The sequence below is a fragment of the Variovorax ureilyticus genome, from assembly GCF_050632185.1.
In the GTDB taxonomy this organism is placed as follows: Bacteria; Pseudomonadota; Gammaproteobacteria; order Burkholderiales; family Burkholderiaceae_C; genus Variovorax; species Variovorax ureilyticus_A.
The window spans coordinates 179,415-202,510 of sequence record NZ_CP192579.1 but is presented as its reverse complement, the minus strand read 5'-3'; the positions used below and the strand labels follow the sequence as shown (position 1 = coordinate 202,510).

At 67.9% G+C, this 23,096-nt stretch carries 23 protein-coding genes and 1 pseudogene; 13 read left to right on the top strand and 11 right to left on the bottom strand.

The features are described 5' to 3' along the window. The first annotated feature begins 22 nt into the window (after positions 1 to 22). The 3 genes from ACQ858_RS00950 (at position 23) to ACQ858_RS00940 (ending at position 2,174) form a co-directional block, all read left to right on the top strand. Complete coding sequence (locus ACQ858_RS00950) at positions 23 to 709, top strand: VOC family protein (protein WP_431275021.1); 687 nt, start codon at positions 23 to 25, stop codon at positions 707 to 709. Position 710: 1 nt separating this feature from the next. Next, positions 711 to 1,343 carry a LysE family translocator gene (locus ACQ858_RS00945; protein WP_431275020.1) on the top strand — a complete coding sequence of 211 codons (633 nt, stop codon included), beginning with the start codon at positions 711 to 713 and terminating at the stop codon, positions 1,341 to 1,343. Positions 1,344 to 1,532: 189 nt separating this feature from the next. Further along, on the top strand, positions 1,533 to 2,174 hold the full coding sequence (locus ACQ858_RS00940; RefSeq protein ID WP_431275019.1) for a response regulator: 642 nt from the start codon (positions 1,533 to 1,535) through the stop codon (positions 2,172 to 2,174). Here ACQ858_RS00940 and ACQ858_RS00935 read toward each other — a convergent pair. The 4 genes from ACQ858_RS00935 to ACQ858_RS00920 form a co-directional block, all read right to left on the bottom strand. Beyond that, positions 2,138 to 3,292, bottom strand: a complete 1,155-nt coding sequence (locus ACQ858_RS00935; protein ID WP_431275018.1) for a response regulator — start codon at positions 3,290 to 3,292, stop codon at positions 2,138 to 2,140. The genes ACQ858_RS00940 and ACQ858_RS00935 overlap by 37 nt on opposite strands. Then, the gene (locus ACQ858_RS00930; RefSeq protein ID WP_431275017.1) at positions 3,178 to 4,170 is read right to left on the bottom strand and encodes a histidine kinase dimerization/phospho-acceptor domain-containing protein; all 993 of its coding nucleotides are present in this window, start codon (positions 4,168 to 4,170) and stop codon (positions 3,178 to 3,180) included. Before ACQ858_RS00930 ends, ACQ858_RS00935 begins: the two co-directional genes overlap by 115 nt. Continuing rightward, positions 4,128 to 4,763 carry a PAS domain-containing protein gene (locus tag ACQ858_RS00925; protein ID WP_431275016.1) on the bottom strand — a complete coding sequence of 212 codons (636 nt, stop codon included), beginning with the start codon at positions 4,761 to 4,763 and terminating at the stop codon, positions 4,128 to 4,130. The genes ACQ858_RS00930 and ACQ858_RS00925 overlap by 43 nt, the downstream gene beginning before the upstream one ends. 165 nt (positions 4,764 to 4,928) lie before the next feature. After that, a complete protein-coding gene (locus ACQ858_RS00920) occupies positions 4,929 to 5,600 on the bottom strand; it encodes a DUF1266 domain-containing protein (protein ID WP_431275015.1) in 672 nt (223 codons plus the stop codon). Between the two features lie 378 nt (positions 5,601 to 5,978). Here ACQ858_RS00920 and ACQ858_RS00915 point away from each other — a divergent pair. Further along, positions 5,979 to 6,652, top strand: a pseudogene (locus ACQ858_RS00915) (histidine phosphatase family protein). Here the strand turns inward: ACQ858_RS00915 and cutA are convergent. From cutA to ACQ858_RS00900, 3 genes are read right to left on the bottom strand one after another with little or no spacing between them, the layout of a single operon-like run. After that, a complete protein-coding gene (gene cutA / locus ACQ858_RS00910; protein WP_431275014.1) occupies positions 6,643 to 6,978 on the bottom strand; it encodes a divalent-cation tolerance protein CutA in 336 nt (111 codons plus the stop codon). The pseudogene ACQ858_RS00915 and the gene cutA overlap by 10 nt on opposite strands. 22 nt (positions 6,979 to 7,000) lie before the next feature. Next, positions 7,001 to 7,336, bottom strand: coding sequence for a hypothetical protein (locus ACQ858_RS00905; protein ID WP_431275013.1), 336 nt, complete (start codon positions 7,334 to 7,336; stop codon positions 7,001 to 7,003). Between the two features lie 25 nt (positions 7,337 to 7,361). Next, on the bottom strand, positions 7,362 to 7,607 hold the full coding sequence (locus tag ACQ858_RS00900; RefSeq protein WP_431275012.1) for a GlsB/YeaQ/YmgE family stress response membrane protein: 246 nt from the start codon (positions 7,605 to 7,607) through the stop codon (positions 7,362 to 7,364). A 121-nt stretch (positions 7,608 to 7,728) separates the two neighbouring features. Here ACQ858_RS00900 and ACQ858_RS00895 point away from each other — a divergent pair, with 121 nt between their 5' ends. Beyond that, a complete protein-coding gene (locus ACQ858_RS00895) occupies positions 7,729 to 8,355 on the top strand; it encodes a YbhB/YbcL family Raf kinase inhibitor-like protein (protein ID WP_431275011.1) in 627 nt (208 codons plus the stop codon). Positions 8,356 to 8,359: 4 nt separating this feature from the next. On the opposite strand, the gene ACQ858_RS00890 is transcribed toward ACQ858_RS00895, so the two are convergent. Together ACQ858_RS00890 and ACQ858_RS00885 are read right to left on the bottom strand one after the other, a co-directional pair. Further along, complete coding sequence (locus ACQ858_RS00890; protein WP_431275010.1) at positions 8,360 to 9,178, bottom strand: creatininase family protein; 819 nt, start codon at positions 9,176 to 9,178, stop codon at positions 8,360 to 8,362. Between the two features lie 24 nt (positions 9,179 to 9,202). After that, entirely contained in the window at positions 9,203 to 10,552 is a 1,350-nt protein-coding gene (locus ACQ858_RS00885; RefSeq protein WP_431275009.1) for a PQQ-dependent sugar dehydrogenase, read from the bottom strand. Positions 10,553 to 10,688: 136 nt separating this feature from the next. On the opposite strand from ACQ858_RS00885, the gene ACQ858_RS00880 reads away from it, so the two are divergent. The 5 genes from ACQ858_RS00880 to ACQ858_RS00860 all read left to right on the top strand — a co-directional run bounded on the left by ACQ858_RS00880 (position 10,689) and on the right by ACQ858_RS00860 (position 18,164). After that, complete coding sequence (locus tag ACQ858_RS00880) at positions 10,689 to 11,432, top strand: alanyl-tRNA editing protein (protein ID WP_431275008.1); 744 nt, start codon at positions 10,689 to 10,691, stop codon at positions 11,430 to 11,432. A gap of 45 nt (positions 11,433 to 11,477) precedes the next feature. After that, positions 11,478 to 13,670, top strand: coding sequence for a protein-disulfide reductase DsbD family protein (locus ACQ858_RS00875; protein ID WP_431275007.1), 2,193 nt, complete (start codon positions 11,478 to 11,480; stop codon positions 13,668 to 13,670). 95 nt (positions 13,671 to 13,765) lie between these two features. Further along, positions 13,766 to 14,458, top strand: coding sequence for a thioredoxin family protein (locus ACQ858_RS00870; protein WP_431275006.1), 693 nt, complete (start codon positions 13,766 to 13,768; stop codon positions 14,456 to 14,458). A 131-nt stretch (positions 14,459 to 14,589) separates the two neighbouring features. Then, positions 14,590 to 15,693, top strand: coding sequence for a uroporphyrinogen decarboxylase (gene hemE, locus ACQ858_RS00865; RefSeq protein WP_431275005.1), 1,104 nt, complete (start codon positions 14,590 to 14,592; stop codon positions 15,691 to 15,693). 371 nt (positions 15,694 to 16,064) lie between these two features. Continuing rightward, entirely contained in the window at positions 16,065 to 18,164 is a 2,100-nt protein-coding gene (locus tag ACQ858_RS00860) for a primosomal protein N' (RefSeq protein WP_431275004.1), read from the top strand. Positions 18,165 to 18,201: 37 nt separating this feature from the next. On the opposite strand, the gene ACQ858_RS00855 is transcribed toward ACQ858_RS00860, so the two are convergent. Beyond that, complete coding sequence (locus ACQ858_RS00855; RefSeq protein WP_431275003.1) at positions 18,202 to 18,366, bottom strand: hypothetical protein; 165 nt, start codon at positions 18,364 to 18,366, stop codon at positions 18,202 to 18,204. Between the two features lie 250 nt (positions 18,367 to 18,616). Between ACQ858_RS00855 and ACQ858_RS00850 the strand changes: the two genes are divergently transcribed. Continuing rightward, the gene (locus ACQ858_RS00850) at positions 18,617 to 19,300 is read left to right on the top strand and encodes a hypothetical protein (RefSeq protein WP_431275002.1); all 684 of its coding nucleotides are present in this window, start codon (positions 18,617 to 18,619) and stop codon (positions 19,298 to 19,300) included. Here the strand turns inward: ACQ858_RS00850 and ACQ858_RS00845 are convergent. Continuing rightward, a complete protein-coding gene (locus ACQ858_RS00845) occupies positions 19,297 to 20,316 on the bottom strand; it encodes an AEC family transporter (RefSeq protein ID WP_431275001.1) in 1,020 nt (339 codons plus the stop codon). The two genes, ACQ858_RS00850 and ACQ858_RS00845, sit on opposite strands and share 4 nt — an antisense overlap. A gap of 149 nt (positions 20,317 to 20,465) precedes the next feature. On the opposite strand from ACQ858_RS00845, the gene ACQ858_RS00840 reads away from it, so the two are divergent. Beyond that, positions 20,466 to 22,562 (top strand): ATP-dependent helicase, encoded by a 2,097-nt coding sequence (locus ACQ858_RS00840; protein ID WP_431275000.1) that lies wholly within the window; start codon positions 20,466 to 20,468, stop codon positions 22,560 to 22,562. Next, positions 22,559 to 23,029, top strand: a complete 471-nt coding sequence (locus ACQ858_RS00835) for a hypothetical protein (protein ID WP_431274999.1) — start codon at positions 22,559 to 22,561, stop codon at positions 23,027 to 23,029. The genes ACQ858_RS00840 and ACQ858_RS00835 overlap by 4 nt, the downstream gene beginning before the upstream one ends. Positions 23,030 to 23,096: the final 67 nt, after the last annotated feature.

Genomic DNA, 23,096 nt, shown 5'->3' with positions numbered 1-23,096 from the left:
TGCGGCGCATGGAGGTTATCCAATGAATGCGCGCGTCGACCATCTGGTGATCGCGGCCCGCAGCCTCGACGAAGGCGTTCGCTGGTGCGAGGCGACGCTCGGCGTCACACCGGGCCCGGGCGGCGCGCATCCGCTGATGGGCACGCACAACCGACTGATGAAGATCGCGAGTGCCGCCTTCCCGCGCGCCTATCTGGAAATCATCGCGATCGCGCCAGGCGCGAAGCCAACGCGCGGCAGCACGAAGCATCGATGGTTCGATCTGGACGACGCCCACCTCCAGGCGACGCTCGCGCGCGGCGGGCCGCGCCTCGTGCACTTCGTCGCCGAGGTGCCGGACGCACATGCAACCGTGCATGCGCTCGGCCGGACGCGACTCGATCGCGGCCACGTGATCGAGGCCTCGCGCGACACGGCAGCCGGGCGCCTCTCGTGGCAGATCACCGTGCGCGACGACGGGCAGCGACTGTTCTATGGCGCGCTGCCCACGCTGATTCAGTGGGGGCCGGTCCATCCGAGCGACAGCATGGCCGATTCGGGCGTGGCGCTGCGCTCGCTCGATCTTGCGCACCCGCGTGCCCCGGATCTCGACGTCGCGCTGCGCACCATCGGGCTCTCCGGCGTATCGCTCGCAAACGGCGCACCCGACCTCCATGCCGTGCTCGAAACACCGCGCGGCACCGTCTCGCTGCATTCAGGAGGAATCTGACGTGCTGACGCCCACCGAAATCGCGTGGTTCACCCTCGCTGCTCTGGTGCTGGTCCTGACGCCGGGGCCCAACATGGTCTATTGCGTTTCCCGCGCGCTTTGCCAGGGCCAGGCCGCGGGACTGATTTCGCTGGGCGGGGTCCTGCTGGGCTTCGTCGTTCACCTGATGGCCGCGGCCCTCGGCCTGACCGCACTGCTGATCGCGGTGCCCTTCGCGTTCGACACGATTCGCCTCGCCGGCGCCGCCTACCTGCTTTGGCTCGCGTGGCAAGCGATCAAACCCAACGGCAGAGCGCCGTTCGAAGCCCGCCTGTTGCCGCAGGACCGGCCGGCCAAGCTCTTCAGCATGGGTTTCCTGACCAACGTGCTGAACCCCAAGGTCGCGATGTTCTACCTGTCGTTCTTTCCGCAGTTCCTGCATCCGGACCGCGGCTCCGTCCTCCTGCAAAGCCTGGAACTGGGTGCGATCCAGATTCTCGTGAGCGGCGGGATCAACGCACTGCTGGTTCTCGGCGCCGCAGGCATCACCGCCTTCCTCTCGCGCAGCCGGGGCTGGCTGCTGGCACAGAGGTACCTGATGGGAAGCGTTCTCGCGGCGCTGGCGGTCCGCATCGCCTTGTCGGGCAGGAAGTGAGGCGACCGGCGGTGCGGGCACGGACGCGCTTGCGATCGCCAGAGTTCATTCTTGGTGACATTGTTCACCGAATCCACCATACTGATTCGCATCTGCCTGGGGCTTGGCTTCTGGGGACTGGTGCCCCTGTAGAATGTGTGCCCTCGTCCCCTGGGGGCCAACCGTGGCCCTCAAGAATGGTTGGATTGCATGAACAAGCGCGTCATCGTCGCCGACGACCACCCCATCATCCGGGCGGGTGTGCGCATGGTGTTGGAAAGCGCGACGAACATCTCGGTCGTCGCGGAAGCCGATTCGCCGGAAGCGCTTCTGTCGACGTTGCGCGAGACGCCCGCCGATCTGCTCATCACCGATTTTTCAATGCCGGGCGGCCAGGAGGCCGACGGTCTCGGCCTGCTTCAGCGCATCCGGCGCCTGTACCCTGATCTACCGATCATCGTCCTCACGATGGTGGGCAATGTCGGCGTGATCGGCGCGATCCTCGGGACGGGTGTGCGCGGCCTGATCGACAAGTCGGCCGGGATGGCCGAGATCTCGCTTGCGATCCAGGCGGTGGGCCAAGGGCGGGACTATGTCAGCACCACTTTCAAGCAGAGCCTTCTGCAGAGCCAGTTCAACTCCGAAGCCGGTGTGGCTGCCCGGCTGTCGCCGCGGGAAGTCGAGGTGCTTCGACTTTTCGCATCCGGCATGACGGTGTCCGCGATTGCCGATCGGCTTTCACGCAGCGTCAAGACCGTCAGTCGTCAGAAGACGGATGCGATGAGCAAGCTCGGCCTCAAGAGCGACCTCGAGATTTACGCCTTCGCGCGCGAGCACAACCTGATTTCCTGAGCAGGTCCTGAAGGACTGCGCTCACCCCGCCCCGCCCCGCGCACACAGCGTGCAACGAACGCGGTCGCGCGCTGCATGACGGACTGGAGCGCCCGGCGAGCCGGCGGATAGAGCGCCAGGGCCAGCTGGTCGGAGTGGCCGTTCTCCACGGCCTGGAATGCGCGCACGGTCTCGTCCTCGTCCAGCTGGTGGCAGGCCGAGCTCAGGCGGTGCGCGAGCTGGCGCAGGACGGCGGGGTCGGCCGCGGCGGCCGCCCGGTCCATCGCCTGCAGGTCCTTCTCGGTGGCCTGCACGAAGACACGCACCAGCTTGGCGACCTTGGCCTCATCGCCATCGCACAGCTGCATGAGGCGGCTGTAGCGCGGCGCGGTGGTGGCGCCGGCCTCTTGCTGGGCGGCACCCTGGCGCAGCACCCTGGACAGCGCCTCGCGCAGATCCGCCAGCTGCAACGGCTTGGACAGATACGCATCCATCCCCAGCGCCAGACAGCGCTCGGCCTCGCCCTGCAGCGCATTGGCCGTCAGCGCCACGATCGGCAGCCGCGGCAGGCCCCGGGCGGCCTCGCCCTGGCGAAGGCGCGCGGTCAGCTCGTAGCCGTCCAGCCGCGGCATGTGACAGTCCGTCAGCAGCATGGCGTAGCCCGCGCCGCTCGCCTGCGCCGCCTCCAGCATCTCCCAGGCCTGCTGGCCGTCTTCGGCGCAATCGCAGACATAGCCCAGCTTGAGCAACTGGCGGGTGATGACCTCGCGGTTGATCGGATGGTCCTCGGCCAGCAGCACGCGCTGGCCCCGGCCGGTGGCGTCGGGTGATGTCCCCGCTGGCGCCGGCTGCCGGGCCGCCGCATCGATGGCCAGCCGGTGCGGCGCACTGCGCCCGGGCGCGGCGCCCACGCTGGGCACCCACGGGCGCAGCGGCAAGGTCACGATGAAGCGGCTGCCCGCACCCAGCGCGCTCTCGCAGCGCACGCTGCCGTGCATCAGCTCCACCAGCTGCCGGACGATGGTCAGCCCCAGGCCCGTGCCGCCGTAGCGCCGCGTGGTGGCGATGTCGGCCTGGCGGAAGGGCTCGAACAGGGTCCTGACCGCCCGCGGATCGATGCCGATGCCCGTGTCCTGCACGGCCAGTTCCAGCTCGCCCCGGGGGTGCGCCGCGCCTGTACCCGCACCTCGCCCTGGTGGGTGAACTTGATCGCGTTGCCGATCAGGTTGGTGAGCACCTGGCGCAGCCGCACCGAGTCGCCCACCACGAACTGCGGGATCGCCGCATCGACGTGAAAGCCCAGCCCGATGGCCTTGCGCGCGGTCTCGGCCGCGAAGGTGGCGCAGACATCCTCCACGAGGCTGGCCAGCGCCAGCGGCCGGCTCTCGATGGCCAGCATGCCCGCCTCGATCTTGGAGAAGTCCAGGATGTCGTTGATGATGGTCAGCAGCGACACCGACGACTCGCGGCAGCGCATGAGCATGCCGCGCTGCTCCTCGTTCAGGGGCGTGTCCAGCACCAGGTCGATCATCCCCAGCACGCCGTTCAAGGGCGTGCGCACCTCGTGGCTCATCATGGCCAGAAAGTGCGCCTTGGCCTCCACCGCCGAGCGCGCTTCCTCGGCCTTGGTCACCGGGCTCGCCTTCAGGGCCTCTTCCTCCGAGATGTCCTTGGCGATGCCGATGAAGGAGACGAGCGTGCCGGGGCCGTTCGGGTCGTCTCGCACGGCCAGGCTGCCGCGCACTTCCACCGTGCGCTCCACGCCGTCGGGACCGCAGATGCGGAACTGCTGGCGGTAGGCGCCGCGGCGCCGGCGATACACCTCCTCCAGGCGTGCGGCTACGCGGTGGCGGTCCTGCGGATGCACGCGCAGGAACAGCTGGCGATAGGTGACCGGCTCGTCCTCGCCAAAGCCGCAGATCTCGCGGATGCGGCGGTCCGTGGTGATGGGCACGTCCAGGAACGCCGGGTCACTCAGGTGGGCGCGCGCGCCCAGGCACGCCACGGAGCGCCACACGCCCAGCCCCCGATGCTCAGCGCCAGTTCCAGGTCGGTACGCGATTGTTCGAGTTCGGCCCGGATCTGCATGTCCGCGGTGACGTCGATCGCCAACCCGACAAGGCCGAGCGCCCGCCCGTGTTGATCGTAGATGGGTTGCTTACGCGACTTGAAATTGCGCAAGACACCATCGACCTCAATCTCATCGTCATAGGTGCGCGCGACGCCCGAAGCAATCAACTCGCGGTCCTGGGCGACAAAGCGCTTCGAAAGCGCGGGCCCGAAGACGTCCCGGTCGCTCTTGCCGATGACACGCTCGGATTCGACGCGGAAGACGCGCTCGAACTCCGTGTTCAAGGCCTTGAAGCGGAGCCGGGAGTCCTTGACGAAAAGAGCGTGCGGGACTGCATCGAGAATGGCATTGAGTGCATCTCCGCGCCGCTGCGCCCGCAATGAGCTGGCGAACCGCACCACCGCCAGCGCCGCGATGCCGACCGAAATCAGGGCCATCCACTGCCAGCTCAGCTCGATGGCCGTGGGCCGCCCGAACAGATAGCTCGCAACGCCCAGGAGGCAGGTCAACAGGGTCGCGCAGATGCCGCCGTCGAACACACGCCGCAGTGGCCCGGGCGCCGCACTTGGACGGAATCTCCCACCGGAATTCGACGAATAGAAGGACGACACGAACGGATTTCACGCCGGACGGCGAAGTTGGATGCTGAAAGGATCAAACCGAGAGCGCGCAACGCGATCGGTCATGGCGATGAAGCGAAGAAGCTAGGCCGGGGCCTTGAAAGCCGGATGCGAGGCGTCCGCAGGCAGACGCGGCGCCACCGCACCCCACGGTGACGCGAACCTGATCGGTGAGCACCGGCCGCGCAAAAGAATGGAATGCGTGCGCGAGTAACGCTCCCAGGCGGATGTTTCGAAGACTTCCATGGCGCCTCGCATGCCGAGCCCGACCAGCGCCGCCAGCGAGTAGACCTTCCAGGAGCCGAAATGCATGCGCGCACGCACGGCCAACCGCTCCAGGACAGCTTCCGCATCGCTCCGCGACACATGACCGACTGCGTGCGCGAGACGGACCAGATAGGCGAGCTGCTGGATGTCCCATGCCAGCACGCTGAGGTGGCCGTGGCTCATCTCGTCGCCGGAGGCAAGCCCGACGGTCGACCGGAGGCCGGGGCGGACACCTTCGCCCCCCGGACGCTGTTCTTCGAGCCATGCGGCAACCGCCTGCATTTCGGCAGGGGAGATTTTCCCCAATTGCTCCACGCGCTGCCCGATCACCCGAAGGCAATCCGCGCGGGTCTCGATCCCCCAGTGCTCGGCCAGCAGACGCCTGACACGATGTTCGGGCAGCGCGCTCGCCAACTGGTTGAAGTTGTCGTTCATGAGCACGGCGAAGTTCGCGCTGAGCAGGCATCCGAACAGCTGCTCGGGCGACATTTCCTCGGCAGGCGCGAACTCGACTTGTCGCGAGTCGCTGCCGAGTGCGCCGGACCTCGGTCGAACGAAAGCCCACGGCATCAAACACCACGCCAGCGCGGCAGCAAACAGAACCATCATGAGAGCTCCCTGGATTTGTCTGGAATAAGGAGAGGGCGGCGGTATCGCCCAATGCGGTTCGATTCAGACTGGGACACCCACGAATCGACTGAAACTGATCGTAAAAAGGGGGCCTGGAGCGCCCATGAGAACCATCTGAAAACACTGCGGCGACCACGCGCCGAGCCGGCTCTTCGTGAACAAAGTCCCACCGCGGATCGTTGAGGAGCGTCACCGCGGTGACGCGGCGAATCGCGGCGGAAGGGCAGAATTCGCCGCATGGGAACCCTCTATCTCGTCCGCCACGGACAGGCCAGTTTCGGCGCGGCGGACTATGACCAGTTGAGCGCCCTGGGCCACAAGCAGTCGGTGCGCCTGGGTGAGTACTGGCGCGAGCGCGGCACGCGCTTCGATGCGGTGATCACCGGCACCTTGCGGCGTCACCGGCAGACCTGGCAAGGCATCGCCGAGGGGCTGGGCCTGTCACCGGACGATGTCCTCCCTGGCCGGGGCTGAACGAATACGACAGCGAGGCCATCATCGCGACCCTCCACCCCGGCAAGCTGGAGAAGGCGGATACGCCAGAGATGTACAGGCACCACTTCCGGCTCCTGCGCGACGGACTCAACGCCTGGATGGAAGGCCGCACCGCGCCGGTGGGCATGCCGAGCTACGTCGATTTCCTGGCCGGCGTGACCAGCGCACTGGACCATGTGCGCGCCCGGCACCATGGCGCGAAGGTGCTCGTGGTGTCGAGCGGCGGGCCGATCTCCACGGCGGTGGGCCACGTTCTCGGCACCAGCCCGGCCACCACGGTGGAACTCAATCTCCGGATGCGCAATTCGGCCGTCACCGAATTCGCGTTTACACCGAAGCGCCACATGCTGGTGACCTACAACACACTGCCGCACCTGGACGGGCCGGCGTACGAGAACTGGGTCACTTACTCCTGAGCACGCGGCGGCGTGCTGCCGGCCCTGAGCCAGTCCAGATAGTCGGCCGAGCCGGCCGTGATCGGCACGCGGACGATCTCGGGCGTCTCATAGCTATGCCGCCCGCGAATGAACGCCTCGAGCGCGCCATAGCGCGCGTCGAGCGTCTTGATGTGCAGAACCCATTCGGGCTCGCGGTGCAGCACGTCCTGCCAGATGTAGAGGCTGCGCACCCGCTGCACCTGGACGCATGCGGCGAGCCGCGCCTCGACGATCGCTTCCGCGAGCGCCTCGGCCTCGTCCTCGGTGCCGATGCTCGTCATCACGATGCAAACGCCTGAATCCATGTGTACCTCCCGGATGAATGGCCTAGCCTTGCCAGACGCCGTATCCCGCCTCGCGCAGCGCAATGCCGAGTTCCACCTCCATCTCGCGCGCGGCTTCATAGGGCATCGGGTTGTACATGGCGTAGAGCGCAGGTAGCAACCGCAGGCCATGATCGCGCACGAAGGCGTTGGCCTGGATGCCGGCCTTGTGCTTGTCGAACCGCACGTCGGGGTCCAGCCCGGTCATGCCGACATAGACGAAAGGCATGCCCAGCCTGTAGCCGGGGTTGACTCGCCGGAACCGCGCCGCATTCCACACGCGGTCGTCGAGTTCGATCACATAGACGTGATGGTGATGGCGGCTGCGCAACTTGCGCATTGGCATGCGACAGACCGGCGCGATCTCACTTGCGCTTGATCAGGCCGTAAAGGAACAGCAGCACGATCGCACCAAGCACCGAGGCGATGAACCCGGCGCCCTGCCCCGCCGAGTACCAGCCCATGGCCTGCCCCGCGTAGGTCGCGAGCAGCGAACCGGCGATGCCGATCAGCGTCGTGACGATGAAGCCGGCCGAGTCGTCGCCGGGCTTGATGGCGCGCGCCAGGAGGCCCGCGACGAAGCCGATCAGAATGGTCCAGACGATGTGCATACGGTTGCCCCGGTTGAGGAAGGAAGGCGGCGCGAGCTGCCGCCATGCAATGCGGCTTTGATGATAGCCGCGTGAATCGCTCCTACACACCCGCTGCGCCCCGACGCTATATAAGAACGGCATGCTCGAGAAACTCCCGGATGCGATCGGCCATGCCCTGCACGATGTGCGGGCAGGACTCGAGAAGATCGCCTTCAACACCATCGGCCTGCGCCAGGGAATGGCGTCGATCACGATGTCCAGCCTCGCGTTCGCCGATCACGCGCCGCTGCCCGCGCGCTACACGGCGGACGGCGAAGGGCATTCGCCACCACTGCACTGGACCGGCATTCCGCCCGGCGCGGTTTCGCTGGTCCTGCTGGTGGAGGACGCAGACTCGCCCACGCCCCACCCGCTGGTGCATGCGATCGCGGTGGACCTGCCCGCCACCGACGGCGGGCTGGCCGACGGTGCATTGTCGGACGACAACACTGACACGGGCGTGCACACCGGCCGCAACTCCTACCTGCGAACCGCCTGGCTGCCGCCCGATCCGCCGCCGGGCCACGGCGTGCATCGCTATGCGTTCCAGATCTTCGCGCTCGGTGCAGCGCATGCGTTCTCCACGAGCCCCGGCCGTGACGAATTGCTCGATGCATTGAAGACTCACGCGATCGCGAGTGGCCTGCTTATCGGCACCTGCGAACGGCACGATGGGTCGATCAAGATCGGCAGCGCCGTGCCGACCGGCGCCGTGCCCGCGAGCTGAGCGATCAGGGATTCGGCGCGTTGCCGATGGTCGCGAGCGGCAGACGCGAAACCTCGGCGAGCAAGGCCGCGAGCTGCGTTGCCGCGGCATCGACGAGTGCGCGGCCTTTCTCGGCGGTGGCGGCGGCGGCGTTTCCGGCGGCGCCGGCGGGGTTGTAGTCCTCCATCGCCCAGCCCAGCTTGGCGCTCTTGCCGTTGCCGAGGATCGGGTAGTCGCGCGCTCGGCTGCGCGAGGTCGAATCGAAATTCCGGGCCGCGTCCATCGCGACGCCGGCCGGTTCGAGCGCCAGCATCATCGAGGTTTCCATCTCGCCGGCATGCACGCCGAAGCGGTGCTCGTCGGCGCTGAACTGCGCACCCGCATCGCCGAGCGGCAGATTGAACCAGCTGACGCCGTAGACGATCAGGTCGTGCGCCACGCGCAGTTCGCGCGCCACGATGTCCATCGCGCCGACATGCCCACCGTGCGCGTTGAACAGCACCAGCTTCCTGAGGCCCGCGCGCGCCACGCTCGCGCCGATCTCGCTCCAGAGCCGGATCAGCGTTTCGGACGACAGCGTGAGCGTGCCCGGGAAGCGCGCATGCTCGGGGCTGAGACCGATCTGCTGCGTGGGCAGGAAGAGCACAGGGAGCTCGGCCGGCAGCAAAGGCAGCGCCGCCTCGACGATGCCGTCCACCAGCGCCGAATCCACGCAAAGCGGAAGGTGCGGGCCGTGCTGTTCGGTCGCGCCGAGCGGCAGCACCGCGACGGTCGCGGCCGGATCGAGCGCAGCGAAGTCGCGCGTGGTGAGTCGGGACCAGAAGCGGCTGGCGGGGGCATTCATGCGGGCGATCTTAGTGTCCCGGCTTCACTTCCGGGCGACGCGCCACACCGCATTGCCGACATCGTCGGCGACGAGCAGCGCACCGCCCTTGTCCAGCGCCACGCCGACCGGGCGGCCTTGCGCCTTTTCGTCGGCCGAGAGAAAGCCTGTCAGAAAATCCACCGGCGGTCCGCTCGGACGGCCATCGGCAAAGGGCACGAACACCACCTTGTAGCCGGCCATCGGCTTGCGGTTCCACGAGCCGTGCTCGCCGATGAAGGCGCCGTTCGCGAATTCCGGCGGCATGCCGCGCGGGCTCGAGAACGCGATGCCGAGCGGCGCGCGGTGCGAGCCCAGCGCGTAGTCGGGCACCACGGCCTTCGCGACCATGTCGGGGCGCTGCGGCTCGACGCGGGTATCGACGTGATGGCCGAAGTAGCTCCACGGCCAGCCATAGAAGGCCCCGTCTTTCACCGAGGTGAGGTAGTCAGGCACGAGGTCGCTGCCGAGCTCGTCGCGCTCGTTGACCACCGCCCACAGCACCTGCGTTGCGGGCTCCCAGTCCAGTGCCACCGGATTGCGCAGGCCGCTCGCGAAGAGGCGCTTCCGGCCGGTCTTCGCGTCCACCTCCCAGACCGACGCACGCCCTTCCTCGGCCTCCAGGCCGTTCTCGCCGGCGTTGCTGTTGGAACCGACGGTCACGTAGAGCCTGGTGCCGTCGCGGTTCGCGACCACGTGCTTGGTCCAGTGGTGATTGATGTCGGCGGGCAGATCGGTCACCTTCACCGGCGCCGCGGCGATGCGCGTCTCGCCTTCGGTGTACGGCACCTTGACCAACGCATCGGCGTTGGCGATGAAGAGCTCGTTGCCGACCAGCACGACGCCGAAGGGCGACACCAGCTTGTCGATGAACACCTTGCGCACATCGGCGACCCCGTCGCCGTCGGTGTCGCGCAACAGGGTGATGCGGTTGGCGCTGGGCACCCCGGCGCCGGCCCATCCCTCGACGATGTCCATCGCCTTTTCGCGGACCTTCGCGGCCAGTCCCTTGCCTTCGCCGCCTTCGGGCTTGGGCGGCCGGTTGCTCTCCACCACGAGCACGTCGCCATTGGGCAATGTGTAGACCATCCGAGGATGGTCGAGCCCGCGCGCGAAGGCGGTCACGACGAAGCCTTCGGGCGCGATCGGGCCGGCCTTGTCCGCCCAGCCGACGGGCGGCGCGATGTGGATGGTCGGGATCAGGGTCTTGACCGGCGGCGGCAGTTCGGGCGCCTGGCCGATGCCCGCCTCGGCGGGCAGCTTCGCGGCCTCGCCGCAGGCGCCGAGCAGCGCGGCGACGGCCAGCATCGGGCCGAGGGTCGCCGCGCGCGCGGCGTGGGGAAGAAGCGCTTTCATCATCTTCGATGTCCTTGGATCGCCACGAAATGGCATCCGTTTGTATCCTGCCATCGGCATCGCGTCCGGATGTCGGCGACGGGCGCTTTCAGTCGTGGGAGCCACCCGGGCCAGGCGCGGCCGCTACCATCGCGCGATGACCGACGAACTGTTCCGCTCAGACGCCTACCTGCGCGACTGCGACGCCCGCGTGCTGCGCATCGAGGAAGGCGGCATCGTGCTCGACCGCACCGTGTTCTATCCGCAAGGCGGTGGACAGGCGGGCGACAGCGGCTGGCTGCTGCTGGCCGATGGCCGCGAAATCGCGATCGCCGACACCCGCAAGGCCAAGGATGCCGAAGGCAAGGCAACCCACGAGATCCTCCATGTGCCCGCACCGGGCCAGGAAGCGTTGCTGGGCACGCTGAAAGCCGGCGACAGCGTGAAGGCGCGTATCGATTGGGAGCGCCGGCACCGCCTGATGCGCTTTCACACCGCCACGCACCTGCTGTGCCACCTGGTGCCGCAGCCGGTCAACGGATGCTCGATCACGCCCGAGTACGCGCGCCTGGACTTCCACATGACCGAACCGCTCGACAAGGAAGCGCTCACCGCCGGTCTCGCGCAACTGGTCGCGGCCGGGCATCCGCTCAGCGTCGGCGCGATCACCGACGCCGAGCTCGATGCCAACCCCGCCCTCGTGAAGAGCATGAGCGTGCAGCCGCCGCGCGGCACCGGCACCGTCCGCACGATCCGCATCGGCGATGCGGCGCTGATCGACTTCCAGCCCTGCGGCGGCACCCACGTCGCCAACACGCGCGAGATCGGTGCGGTCGTCGTGACCAAGATCGAGAAGAAGAGCGCGAACAGCCGCCGCGTGGTGCTCGGGTGGGCCACGTGAAGCCCCCCGGAACTTCGACCGGGGCGTCCACTCCGACTGAACCGCATGGCAATCCTGATTCGTCGACGCGCCGCGGGCCTCTGGCTCGCCGCCCTCGCCGCCGTGGCCGTCTCGTTGCCGGCCGCAGCACAACTCTCCCCGCGGGTCGGCCCGGTCGTGACCACACCCCACGTGCGCGCCGAGCTGATCGCGCATGCGCCCGAGGGCATCTCGCCCGCAACGCCGGCCTGGGTCGGATTGCAGATCACGCACCAGCCCGAGTGGCACACCTATTGGAAGAATGCCGGCGATTCCGGCCTGCCGACCGAACTGGCGTGGACGCTCCCGCCCGGCGTGTCGAGCGGCGACATCGCGTGGCCCGTGCCGCGGAAGATCCCGATCGGCAATCTCGCCAACTACGGCTACGAAGGCACGGTGCTGCTGCCGGTGCCGCTCACGGTGGGGCCGGACTTCAAGCCGCCCGCATCGCTTGTCGGCGTGCAGGAGCTCGACATCAAGCTCAAGGCCTCCTGGCTGGTCTGCCGCAAGGAGTGCATTCCAGAAGAGGGCGAGTTCCAGCTCAAGGTGCCGCTGCATGGATCGACCGCCCTGCACAAGAGCGACTTCGAGGCCGCATGGGCCGCACAGCCCGTCGCGCTCGACAGGCCCGGCGACATCCGGATCGACGGCAACAAGCTTCAGGTCCGGCTCGACGGCCTGCCCGCGTCGATTCGCGGCAAGACGCTGGAATTCTTCCCGGAGACCGGCGAGGTCATCCACACCGCGGCGGTGCTCGGAAAGGACTGGACGCAGTCGTGGCAAGGCGAAGCGTGGACCGCGACCATCCCGCTCGCGGAGCAGCGCAGCGCGAGCCCCGCCGTGATGCCAATCGTCGTCGCGCTCGCGGATGCCGACCGGCAATCGGGCCAGCCGATTGCATGGCGGGTCGAGGCACCGGTGAGCGGCGCCCGGCCCGCGGTGACTTCCAAGGCCCAGGTCTCCCCGGCATTGCAGGCCGCGCTCGAAGCCAACGCCGGCGCGCCAACAGCATTGCGCCCCTCCGGCACGCTCGTCGCAGCCCTCCTGGGTGCGTTGATCGGCGGCCTGCTGCTCAACCTGATGCCCTGCGTGTTCCCGGTGCTGGCGATCAAGGTGCTGCACTTCACGCGGCATGCAGAGGATCGCCGAGGGCATCGTCTGGCCGCGATCGCCTACACCTGCGGCGTCATCCTGTCCTGCCCGGCGCTCGGCGGCGCGATGCTCGCGCTGCGCGCGGCCGGCACCCAGCTCGGCTGGGGGTTTCAACTGCAATCGCCGGCGGTCGTGGCCGCGCTTGCGGCGCTGTTCACGCTGATCGGGCTCAACCTCGCAGGGCTGTTCGAGTTCGCCAATGTCGCGCCGAGGTCGCTCGCGGCGGCGCAGGTCCGGCATCCGGTGGTCAACGACTTTCTCTCGGGCGTGCTCGCCGTGGTGGTCGCATCGCCCTGCACCGCGCCGTTCATGGGCGCATCGCTCGGCTTTGCGATCGGGCTGCCGGCGGCGCAAGCCCTGCTGATGTTCGCCGTGCTCGGGCTGGGTCTGGCATTGCCCTATCTGCTGGCGGGCTTCGTTCCGGCGGTAGCGCTTCTGTTGCCGAAGCCGGGCGCGTGGATGCAGACCTTGCGCCACCTGCTCGCATTTCCGATGTTCGCGACGGTGGCCTGGCTGGTCTGGGTGCTCGGCCAGCAAAGCGGCATCGACGGCGCGGGCGCGCTGCTCGGCCTGCTGGTCTGCCTCGCGGCCATCGTCTGGGCGTTCACCTTGCGTGGCCGGACCCGGGTCGTGATCGCGGGCATCCTCATCGCCGCGACGGCCGCGCTGACGGCCGCGATCGGCGGCAGCGTCCTGCGGGTCGCCGAGCCGGCCTCCGCATCGGCGGGCGACCGCTGGCAGCCCTGGTCCGAAGCGAAGGCCGCCGAACTCCGGGCAGCCGGCCGGCCGGTGTTCGTCGACTTCACCGCCGCTTGGTGCGTCACCTGCCAGTACAACAAGCGCGCCACGCTTTCGAGCGCCGAGGTGCTCGCCGATTTCGACGCCAGGAACGTCGCCCTGCTCCGGGCCGACTGGACGCGGCGCGATCCGGCCATCACCGCCGCACTGACCGCGCTGGGCCGCAGCGGCGTGCCGGTCTACGTGCTCCAAGCACCGGGGAAGGAACCGGTGGTCCTGACCGAAATCCTGAGCACGGAGGAGGTGCGCGCGGCGCTGGCCAGGCTGTGAGACCATGCGCCGGTACGGGTTGTCACAAACGCTTGAAGAATCCGTTCTAAGCTGTCGTGGTTGTTGAGTTTTATCGATTGGAGTTCAAGCTGACCATGTCGTCATCGTCATCTGTAGATTCCCGTTCGTACCGCGCCGCACGCGAGGCCAGGGCCGCATTGAGCCGCGCCTCGCGCCGCGCCGTGATGGCAGCCGCCGTCGCCCTCGGCGCCACTTTCCTCATGAATGCGCAGGCCACAGCCGCACCCGCCGTGGGCCAGCCGGCGCCCGATTTCATCGCCGTCGACACCGCCGGCAAGCAGCATCGCCTGTCCGATTTCGCGGGCAAGTACGTGGTCCTCGAGTGGACGAATCCCGGCTGCCCGTTCGTGCGCAAGCACTACGGCAGCGGCAACATGCCCGCCACGCAGAAGGCCGCCACCGACAAGGGCGTGGTCTGGCTCGCCATCAATTCGACCGAGCGCGCGGCCGGCGACTATCTGCAGCCGCAGGCGCTCGAAGCCTGGATGAAGGAACATTCCGGCGTGCCGACCGCGGTACTCATGGACGAGGACGGCGTGATCGGCCGGACCTACGGCGCGCGCACCACACCGCACATCTACATCGTCGACCCCAAGGGGACGCTCGTGTACGCCGGCGGCATCGACAGCATCGCCTCGGCCCACACCGAGGACATCAAGACCGCCACCAACTACGTCAACCAGGCGCTTGGCGAGGCCTTCGGCGGCAAGTCGATCAGCGCGGCGACGACGCGCCCCTACGGCTGCTCGATCAAGTACAAAACTTAGGTCCCCGCCGCCTCGCCCGCTGCACGCGGCTCCACCTCCTCCGGGGGCGCTCCCTGCGGCCCGGCCGAGCCGGTTCCGCGGGCGCCTGCGACGCGGCCGCTGTCGAAACCTCTGGCTGCGACAATCGGGGGATGCCTTTTGCGCCCCTCCAAAACGACAGCTTCCTGCGCGCCTGCTGGCGGCAGGCCACCGACCACACCCCCGTCTGGCTGATGCGCCAAGCCGGGCGCTACCTCCCGGAATACGTCGCGACGCGCGCGAAAGCCGGCAGTTTCATGGGGCTCGCGACCAACGTCGACTACGCGACCGAGGTCACGCTGCAGCCGCTCGCGCGCTTTCCGCTGGACGCGGCGATCCTCTTCTCCGACATCCTGACGGTGCCTGATGCAATGGGCCTCGGCCTTTCGTTCGAAGCCGGCGAAGGGCCGCGCTTCGCGCGCCCGGTGCGCGACGAGGCGGCGATTTCCGCGCTCGCCGTGCCGGACATGGACAAGCTGCGCTACGTCTTCGATGCGGTCACGTCGATCCGCAAGGCACTCGCCGGCCGCGTGCCGCTGATCGGCTTTTCGGGCAGCCCGTGGACGCTCGCCTGCTACATGGTCGAAGGCGCGGGTTCCAGCGACTACCGGCTGGTCAAGACGCTGATGTACAGCCGCCCGGACCTGATGCACCGCCTGCTCGGCGTCAACGCGGATGCGGTGGCGACGTATCTCAATGCGCAGATCGCGGCGGGGGCGCAGGCGGTGATGGTGTTCGACAGCTGGGGCGGCGTCCTGGCCGATGGCGCGTTCCAGGAATTCAGCCTCGCCTACACCGCTCGGGTGCTCGCGCAGCTGCGCCGCAACGGCGCCGACGGCAGGCCCGTCCCGCGCATCGTATTCACCAAGGGCGGAGGCCTCTGGCTGCAGGACATGCGCGCACTCGACTGCGAAGTGCTGGGGCTCGACTGGACCGTGAATCTGGGCCGCGCGCGCGCCCTCGTCGGCGACGGCGACGGCGGCAAGGCACTGCAGGGGAACATCGATCCGAATGTGCTGTTCGCACCGCCGTCGCAGATCGAAGCAGAAGTTGCCAAGGTGCTGCAAAGCTTCGGCACGCCGCACACCGATACCGAGACGAACGGCCCGACGCACATCTTCAACCTCGGCCACGGCATCAGCCAGTTCACGCCGCCCGAGCACGTCGCAGCGCTGGTTGCGGCGGTGCACACGCAGTCCCGAGCGCTCCGCGCATGACCGTATTGTTATGAGTTGTAAACAACGAGATCGTCGATCCGATGTTTGTCAAGGGGCAAAGAGCGTGAGGAGGGACTGACTTATGCACAAAACGGCTGTTGCGGTGCGCAAAACCATCTGAAGTGCGCCAACCCGTGCTCCTAAAGCGATAGCGTCGCTAAGTTATTGATTTATATGGGTTTTGAACTTTGCTTTTTTTGCGGGCATTCCAGCCGGAGCCTTGATTTCCGGGGCTTGGCGGCGCGTCGAGCCCCAATATCAACAAAGTTATCCACAGAAAATCTGGATGGTGTGCAAAGCACTGACAAATCAACAACTTAGGTCGTTTTGCTCAAAGTCGCTTTAACAAACCCGTCCTTCTGGAGCCCGCGTTGAATTGGCAAATCGACGTTGCGGTTCAGACACCGGCGCACAGCGCACTAGGGGATGTCCTTAGCTACGCCAGTGGTGCGCCGGTGACGCCGGGGACGTTGCTGCGGGTTCCGCTGGGGCGTCGCGAGGTGCTCGGCGTCGCCTGGTCGGTCCGGCAGGACGACGCCGGACCGGCGGCAATGGCGCTCAAGCCGATCGCCGCCGTCCTCGACGCGCTCGCGCCGCTCGGCGACGCATGGCGCGATCTCGTCGCCTTCGCCGCACGCTACTACCAGCGCTCGCTGGGCGAGATCGCGCTGGCCGCCCTGCCGCCGCAGCTGCGCGATCTCTCCGCGGTCCAGCTTGCACGACGGCTGAAGCGAAAAAGCGCCGAGGCCGCCGCATCGGCCGCGAGCGGGATGGCGCCTTCCCACGTGACGCTCAGCGCCGAGCAGGCCGAGTCGCTGGCGCGATTCGAGGCCGAAGCCGGCCCTTTCCTGCTTTTCGGCAGCACTGGCAGCGGCAAGACCGAGGTCTATCTGCGCGCCGTCGCCGCACTGCTGGCGCGCGAGCCGCAAGCCCAGGCGCTCGTGATGGTGCCGGAGATCAACCTGACGCCTCAGCTCGAAGCCCGCTTCAAGGAGCGCTTCGGCCCGGATGCGGTGGTGTCGCTGCACAGCGGAATGACGAATCCGCAGCGGCTCGCGAGCTGGCTCGCCGCACACAGCGGTGCGGCGAGGATCGTGCTCGGCACGCGCATGGCGGTCTTCACGTCGATGCCGATGCTGCGGCTCATCGTCGTCGACGAGGAGCACGATCCCAGTTACAAGCAGCAGGAAGGCGCCCGTTACTCGGCGCGCGACCTGGCCATCTGGCGCGGACGGCGCGAAAACGCGAAAGTGATCCTGGGCTCCGCCACCCCCTCGCTCGAGAGCTGGCACCAGAGCCGCCCCGCCGCGGGCGCCGATCCGGGCGGCCGCTACGTGCGGCTCGCGATGCCGTCGCGGATCGGCACCGGCGCGCTGCCCAAGGTGCGCCTCGTGGACATGAACCTGCAGCCGCCGAAGACGGTGCTTTCCGCCGTGCTGCTCGATGCGATCGGGCAGCGCATCGCGCGCGGCGAACAGAGCATGGTTTTCCTGAACCGCCGCGGCTACGCGCCGGTGCTGGCCTGTGGCGACTGCGGCTGGAGGAGCGAATGCCCGCATTGCAGCGCCTTCCGCGTGTTCCACAAGATCGACCGGACGCTGCGCTGCCACCACTGCGGCTTCACCGAGCGCGTGCCGCGCGCCTGCCCCGAATGCGGCAACCTGGACATCGCCCCCGTGGGGCGCGGCACCGAGCGGCTCGAGGAACACCTGGGCGAACTCTTCGCGGCGGTCCGGCGGCCGGACGGCAGCGCGGTGCGCATCGCCCGCATCGACGCCGACAGCACCCGCAAGCAGGGTGCGCTCGAATCGCAGCTCGCCGCCGTTCATTCGGGCGAAGTGGACGTACTCGTGGGCACGCAGATGATCGCGAAGGGGCACGACTTCCGCCGCATCACGCTGGTGGCGGCGATCAATCCGGACGGGGCGCTGTTTTCAAGCGATTTCCGCGCGCCGGAGCGGCTGTTCAGCCTGCTCATGCAATCCGCCGGACGCGCCGGGCGCGATGCGGCCTATGTCTCGGCGCAGGGGGCGACGGCGGAAATGTGGATCCAGACCCACCACCCGCAGCATCCGCTCTTCGCCGCGCTGAAGCAGCATGACTATCCGGCGTTCGCCCAGGGCGAGCTCGAAGAGCGCGCCGCCGCCGGCATGCCGCCCTTCGCCTACCGGGCGCTGCTGCGCGCCGATGCGCGTACGCAGGAGGCCGCGCAGGCATTCCTGGGCGCCGCGAATGCCGCAGCCGACGATTTGCCGGGCGCGGATCAGGTCACGCGCTATCCGGCGGTACCGCTGGCAATCCAGCGCGTGGCGAATGTGGAGCGGGCGCAGATGCTGCTGGAGAGTCCCTCGCGGGCGGCGCTGCAACGGCTGCTGTCCGGCTGGCAACCCGTGCTGCATGAACTGAGGCGTACGCCCGAGGGCAAAGGCGTGATCCGGTGGCTGGTGGACGTGGACCCCCACAGCATCTGAGCGATCCGCGCCGCCTGGCAACCGGCGGCGCACCCTGTCACAGCTGGCCGACCGGCTCCTTGCCCATCTCGACGTACTGCAGGCCCGATCGCTTTCGGCGAGTCGCGGCGCTGGGCCATACCAGCAGCACCATGCTCAAGAGCCCCGCGCTCAGCGCGGCGCCAGTGCGCAGAGCTCCCATGTGCCATAACAAAGCGGCCATGGTGAGCCAGACCAACCACAAAGCCCCTCGCAACCATGTCGTCATGTCAACTCTCCCGATCCAGAAAACCACTTTATCAGCGCTCGTGAAAACCTAAGCATTAAGGATATGGGAATATTTGGCACTATCGCTCTATTGCGTCCCCGGCGCGTAGGAAATACTCTGAAACAGTAGTTGACGGCGTATCGACGCGTTGCCCAAGCTACGGGGGAAAGCATGGTTCCATGCCGGTCCGACAAGGGGTGGACAAGTGAAATCGCCGTTCGGAGTTTTGTGGGGTATTTCGCTCGCGCTGCTGTGGCCGGCGGCGCATTCTGCGGAGCTGGATCTGCAGGGCAGCCGCCTTGTCGTGAGCGGCATGCTGGACGGCACGGTCATCAAGGCCTTCGAGGAGCATCTGGCGACCGGCCGCATCCGGACGGTGGTATTTGAGAACTCGCTGGGCGGCACGCCCGAAGTGGCCAACGAATACGCCCGCGCGATCCGGGCCAGCGGCGTCAACACCGAGGCCAAGGGGCAATGCCACGCCGCCTGCGCCTATGCGTTCCTCGCAGGCAAGGAACATCGCTTCGGCCGCGGCTTCCAGGTGAATGGCCTGCTGATTCCGGTTGCGGGACGGCCGCGCCCCGCCGATCTCGTGAGCCGCTGGAACGGGGACGATGGCGTCCGCGCGCTGGCGGACTTCATCGCCCCGCCGGCCGACGTGGCGCCCACGGGCGCCGCCGCGGTCGCTGACGCCTCAGCGGCTGTTCAGGCCGCGCCGCCCAAGGAACGCTGGCAACCCAACCAGGGCGTGCTGTTCGTCTCGACGCCGACGCTGTTCGGCCGCGTCTACAACAGCTACTACTGTGACGGAACACAGGGGCGCGACATGTCGCGCTGCGAGCTGCTCTCCGACGCCGACCCATACAAGCTCGGCGTCCTGACACCCTAAGGCGCCGCGCGCAGCCATCCCGCGACCAACGGGAAGCTGAAGAAGGCGGCCACGGTGGTCCAGAAGATGATCCGCGCCACACGCGCATTGTCGGCCCCGAAGCGCTCGGCCAGCATCGACACGTTGCTCGCGCTCGGCAGGGCCGCAATGAGCACGATCGTGACCAGCGTCGATGGCGCCAGCGCCAAGCCCTGAGCCATGGCGCCGCGCGCGATACCGTAGACCAGCAAGGGATGTGCAATCAGCTTGATCGCAATCACCGGCAGCACGTCCGAAAGCGGCGCCCTGGGCGGCGGTGCGGACGCGCTTCCCATGGCCTCGGCCACGACCGCGCTGGCCTGGTGCCCCCGCGCCAGCACCGCGGCGCGCGCGAGCACCGCGCCGATGGTGAAGAGGGCGACCGGCGACGCGGCCTCCGCGAGCATCGCGATCGTGCGGTCGACCGCGGCAGGCAGAACCAGCCCGGTCGCCGAGGCAAGGCCGCCCAGCACGATCGACCATGGCATGGGGTTCTGCGCGATGCCGCGCAGCGCCTGCCGCACCGCCCTGGCCGCGCCATGTTCGTCGGCGCCGTCGAGCCGCGACAGCGCGATGCACAGCGAGGAAGTCACGATCATGTCGAACGCGATGCTGATGATGGTGGGCGTCGCCGCCTGCGCACCGAGGATCGCCACCAGCAGCGGAACGCCCATGAAACCGGTGTTCGGAAAAGCCGCCACCAGGGCGCCGAAGGCGGCGTCGTTCCAGCCGATGCGCCGGTTGCGGCTCCATGCCACCGTCACGCCCACCACGATCAGGGCAGAGAGGCCCCAGATCAGAACGACGCCGGCGTCGAGAAGTTGGGCGATCGGAGCACCCGCACCGAACCGGAAAAGCATGCATGGCAGCGCGAAGTACAGAACGAAGACGTTCAGGCCCGGGATCGCCGCCAGCGGCAGCGCCCCGCCGCGAGCCGCCGCGTAACCGGCTGCAATCAATGCGAAGAAGGGAACGGTGACAAGGAATATCTGCAGCACGCGGCGATTGTCCCCGTGCCCGGCCGCAGGCCGCGGCAGCGCGCAACTAGCGCAAAAAACGGCGCGGGTCTAGCACAAATCACGGCGCCGGCGCATGCGAGCCGCCCCGTATCATTGCCCGCTTTGCGCCTCCCCGCTCCCGTCTTTCCATGTCCTCCGGTCTCAATCTCGCGCAGCAAGAAGCGGTCAACTACATGCACGGGCCCTGCCTCGTGCTCGCGGGCGCGGGTTCCGGCAAGACGCGCGTGATCACCCACAAGATCGCGCGCCTGATCCAGGCGGGGCTCGAGCCCAAGCGCATCGCCGCCATCACCTTCACCAACAAGGCCGCCGCCGAAATGCGCGAGCGCGCCAAGGGGCTGATCGGCCGCGATGCGAAGAACGTGGTGGTCTGCACCTTCCACGCGCTTGGCGTGCGCATGATGCGCGAGGACGGCGCGGTGCTGGGCCTGAAGCCGGCCTTCAGCATCCTCGATGCCGACGACGTGGCAAAGATCCTGAAGGATGCCGGCGGCACCAGCGACCTGGCGACCGCGCGCATCTGGCAGTGGACGATCAGCAAGTGGAAGAACATGGGCCTGAACGCGGCGCAGGCCGAAGCGCAGGCCGCGGATGACAACGAGCGCATCACCGCGCGCATCATGGCCCGGTACGAGGAGCGGCTCGTTGCCTACCAGAGCGTGGATTTCGACGACCTGATCGGCATGCCGCTCAAGCTGCTGCGCGAGTTCGACGAGGTGCGCGCCAAGTGGCAGGCCGCGCTCGGCCACATCCTGGTCGATGAATACCAGGACACCAATGCCACGCAGTATGAGGTGCTCAAGGCGCTGGCCGGCGAGCGCGGCCGCTTCACGGCGGTGGGCGACGACGACCAGTCGATCTACGGCTGGCGCGGCGCGACGCTCGACAACCTGCGCAAGCTGCCGATCGACTATCCCAGCCTCAAGGTCATCAAGCTCGAGCAGAACTACCGCAGCACGAGCGCGATCCTGCGCGCGGCGAACAACGTGATCGGCCCGAATCCCAAGCTCTTTCCGAAGACGCTGTTCAGCGAGCTCGGCGAGGGCGAGCCGGTGCGCGTCGTCGATGCCGACAACGAGCAGCACGAGGCGGAGCGCGCCGTCGCCCGCATCCAGAGCCTGCGCGCCGGCGATGCGAGCTCGCAGGGCCAGCAGTTCAGGGAATTCCGCGACTTCGCGATCCTCTACCGCGCGAACCACCAGGCCAGGGTGTTCGAGCAGGCACTGCGCAAGGCGCAGATCCCGTACAAGGTCTCGGGCGGACAGAGCTTCTTCGACCGGGCGGAAATCAAGGACCTTTGCGGCTGGTTCCGGCTGTGGGTCAACAACGACGACGACCCGGCCTTCCTGCGCGCGGTGACCACGCCCAAGCGCGGCATCGGACACACCACGCTCGCGAGTCTCGGCACCTTCGCGAGCCAGTACAAGCTCAGCCTGTTCGAAGCGCTCTTCAGCCCCTCGCTGCCCAGCGTGATGTCCAAGCGCGCGCTGGACGGCCTGCACGAATTCGGCCGCTACATCAACGACCTGGAATACCGCGCACGCCGCACCACGGGCGCCGAAGCCTCGCGTGCCTTCCTCGCCGAGTGGCTCAAGGAAATCGACTACGAGAAGCATCTCTACGACGGCGAGGACAGCGAGCAGGCCGCCGCGAGCCGCTGGACCAACGTGCTGGAGTTCTGCGACTGGATGTCCCAGCGCTGCGGCGGCCAGATCGACGATGCCTCCGGCGCGACGATCGAGAGCGAATCCAAGAGCCTGCTCGAAGTGGCGCAGACGATCTCGCTGCTGTCCACCATCAGCGAGCGGGAGCAGGAGCAGAACGTCGTCACGCTCTCCACGCTGCATGCATCCAAGGGACTGGAGTGGCCGCACGTGATGCTGATCGGCGTGAACGAGGGCCTCTTGCCCTTCAAGCTCGACGACGACAACGGCCGGCAGGAAAAGGTCAGCGAGAACACGCTGGAGCGCCTGCAGGAAGAACGCCGCCTCATGTACGTCGGCATCACGCGCGCGCAGCGCAGCCTCGCGGTGAGCTGGACCAAGCGCCGCAAGAAGGGCCGCGAGATGGTGGCCGCGCAGCCGAGCCGCTTCATCGCCGAGATGGCGCTCGACAAGAACACGGTCCGGGAAGACCCCCGCGAAAAGCTCAAGGCGCTGCGCGCCGAGTTCGCGCGCAAGGTCCAGGACAACGCAGCTGCGGCCGCCGCCGCGTCGGCACCATGAAGCGCGCGCTGCTCGCCTGCCCGGCGGCGGCGGCCTGCCTGCACTCGGGCCACGTGCTTGCCCAGGAGGCGTCGCCCGCCACGGCCGCGCCCGGCTGCCCCGCGACCGCCTCGGACATGCCGCTCGAAACGCTCTTCGGCACCTGGGAGGCGCGCTTCGAAGGCGTGCCCGGCGTCGCCAAGGTGCAGCTCGCCAAGCATCCCGACTATGCCGGCGTGCGCGGCACGATCACGCGCGGCGGCGGCGACACGCCGGCCGGCGTCTCGCAGCTCGCCGGGGACGTCGACGAGGACGGCTATCTGAGCCTCGACGAATCGGCGGACGGCCACGCAATCAGCGGCGTCTGGCTGGGAGAACTCCAGGCCGCCTCCTGCGGCAAGGAATTCAAGGGAGTCTGGCGGAACGCCGCGGACGAGAGCACGCGACCGTTCGTGCTGACCAAGATCAACAACAACAGCGGGAAATGACGATGAGAACAAGAACGATGGGGGAATCCGCTCTTTCGCGGCGGTTATCGCGGGGCTCGGCGCGACC